This window comes from Rhodococcus sp. P4_B6, assembly GCF_056402215.1.
The window spans coordinates 1-2821 of sequence record NZ_JBFUHV010000380.1 but is presented as its reverse complement, the minus strand read 5'-3'; the positions used below and the strand labels follow the sequence as shown (position 1 = coordinate 2821).

The 2821-nt window shown below is 59.5% G+C and carries 3 protein-coding genes; all 3 read right to left on the bottom strand.

Going from position 1 to position 2821, the window contains the following annotated elements; genetic code table 11:
• The coding region (locus AC1DWT_RS50695; RefSeq protein WP_477926204.1) for a hypothetical protein at window positions 1–486 on the bottom strand (486 nt) is incomplete at its 3' end.
• 52 nt (window positions 487–538) lie between these two features.
• Complete coding sequence (locus AC1DWT_RS50690) at window positions 539–1417, bottom strand: branched-chain amino acid ABC transporter permease (protein WP_206015746.1); 879 nt, start codon at window positions 1415–1417, stop codon at window positions 539–541.
• Between the two features lie 29 nt (window positions 1418–1446).
• Entirely contained in the window at window positions 1447–2637 is a 1191-nt protein-coding gene (locus tag AC1DWT_RS50685) for an ABC transporter substrate-binding protein (RefSeq protein ID WP_206015747.1), read from the bottom strand.
• Window positions 2638–2821: the final 184 nt, after the last annotated feature.

Here is a 2821-nt window from a genome sequence, read left to right as displayed (position 1 = left end):
CTGAACGACAGCGAGAAAACCGAGCGCAAGGTAATACAAGCCAACGCCGTTGCCGAAATCGACACCAAGAACGTGTAGATCAGGCACGAGCAGACCAGATTGGCTACCGGTGAGATCGACGAACGCACTTGACTGCAGACCTGCCGACACCACAAATGCCAGAAAGAAGGTGACAACGGCGGAACCAAAGTGTGAAAGTTGGACCACCGCGAGTCCGATAATTCCGCATGCAATCAAGGTAAGTCCTACGCAAATGGTAAGCGCAAGTATGGGRGACAGCCCGGCGGTTCTCGCCACGGTCCAGGCATACGCAGCGATTGCAACGAGTGCCCCATGTCCGAACGAAAGTTCGCCAAGGTATCCCTGCCAGAGGTTCATTCCGACAGCCACCGCGCCCCAGGCCATGCCGAGTATCAGGACGTACTGCCACGAGGCTTCGCGGACGATCAACCCGAGGGCTGCAAGCGTTACAAGCGCCGTAGCCACGCCCGAATACCGTCGTAATACGGCTGTCGGTAGCTGTCGCTGCACCGAGTGCTCAAACACGATGTACTCTCCGCTCTCCAAAAATTCCCTGTGGGCGAATGACTAGGACGGTAATCAGCGCCGCGAAGATGACGAGGTTGGCCGCGTCGGGTCCGAAGTAGGTTGCGACTACATTGCTCAGAAGACCTGCGCAGATGCCGCCGACAACCGCCCCAGTCAGGCTGGTGAGCCCAAAAGCGATCGCCGCTGTAAAAGCGTAGAGTAAGTGGCCTTCGAGCATGAAAGTCGAGACGTAGACACGGTTGGCGGATAGAAGGCTCACGATCGCGGCCAAGAAACTACTGATTCCCCAGGCGATCGCAAATAATCGATCGCTACGGACACCGAGTAGCCTGACCGTTTCGCGGGACTCGGCCATGGCGCGTGTGAGCAAACCGGCGCGGGTATATCGAAAAAAGAGACTGAAGCAGCCCAGGAGAACCCCTGCAACGGCGAAAGTTTGTATCAGTGAATAGTTGATTTGGATTCCAAAGAGGCTGAAGCCGCCAGAGCTGAGAAGTTGAGGAAATTGGAATGGCTGACCGGCGCCCCTGAATCGGTCTATGAAAGCTGCTAATACCAGCGAGAGGGCGAGCGTTCTGATAATGACATTTGTCTTACCCGCACTCGGCTTGGGGCGGATGACGCCGTAGAATGTGACAACACCCAACAAGGTGCTGAACACCAATCCGACGATGATGGCCACGCCAACTGGGACGCCGTACTCAACCATGACAGTCAACGCCACGAAGGCGGCGGCGGTTCCCATCATTCCCTGGGCGAAGTTCACGGTGGCAGTCGCCTTGTACAGCACAACCATCGCAAAGGATAGGAGGCCGTAGAGCATTCCGACGGTGACGCCGCTCAGGACCGTTTCCAGGAACAGACCCATGACACTCTCCTATATTGGGTGGGTGAGCCTCACGGCAGAACCGGTACGGTGACGGTCTCGGCTGCCTGGTATTGGCCGTCCTTGACGGTGACTGCTGGCAGTGAAGTCAGACCCATATGCGATTCCCGAGAGAAGGTCACGGGGGGGATGAGGGGACTCACCTGACGGTCCTGCATGGAGGCAAGTGCCTTGACCAGGCTCTCGCTGGTCGGGTCAGGTCCAGCGAGTTCGAGTCCCGCGACCACGGCCTGCGCGATCGCGCAACCGAACGTCGTCACTGTGTCGATCTGTGAGTCCGGGTAGTACTTTCGTACCGCGTCTAGGCAATCGGCAGCGCTCGGGTCCGTGGGTGGCTTGGTGATGGCCAGGCTGAAGAGAAGTTCGTGTGCGCTCCGCGGTGTTCCCTGCAGAAAGGTCTCACCGGGAAGCGAGGTCGTACCGAGGATCGCCCTTCTCGGGAGCTGGTCCTTGCCGGCAAGGTAATTGACGATCTTGGTGGTCTCAGCGGGAGCGGAGGTGAAGACGACATAATCCGGCCTCGCCTCGGCGACTTGGAGTGCGACGGGTGTCACGTCGGCCCCGAACGGCACGATCGCCGTGCCGAGAAATGAGCCACCGCCATTTTGGACTGCAGCCTCGACCTTCGCCAGTATCGGGTCATTCTGGTCGGACACCGTGCGGACAAGGAAGACGCTTCCTGGTCCGGTCTTCTCGTACGCTGCGGACACGAGAGCATGTGCCTGATCAGGGAAAGTGGGAACCATCGCGAAGGCCTGTGGCACTACTGCGTTGACGAAGGACGGACTCGACTTCGCAGGGAAGAGCAGGGGAACGCCTGCCTTGTCCAGGACCGGGACGATCGCGTCGATCGAGCCCGAACCGGAGCCGCCGACAATCGCTATGTTCCGGTCTGTGACCAGCTTCCGCACGTTCTGCACCGCACGGGCCACATCGAGGCCGTCATCGAGCAGTGTCAGTTCGATCTTCTTCCCGTCCACGCCGCCGGCGTCGTTGACTGCCCGAAAGATCGCCTGCTGCCCTTCGCTCAGGGCCTTGCCGTAGCCCCCGGCCGGCCCACTGATTCCACTGGTCTCACCGAGTTTGATTACATCGCCGTGTGATTCGGCGTTGCTTGCTGCCCCGCAGCCGGCGAGTGTCAGTGCTACCGCAGCGGTGGTAAGCCCGCAAGCAAGTCTGCTGATGTGAGAGGACGTGAGCATGACATAACCTTCCGTGTTCGCATTCCCGACGGAATGGCAAAGCTGTCGTTGTCGAAGGGCCCCCGCGCCATATGCAGACCGGGGGGTGGATAGCCCGAGGGTCGACGATCCCTCGATCAGGGTGATCGGTGCCCTGGATGAAGGTACGTCAGTTGCCGATCAGGGAATCGGGCACTTCATTCTG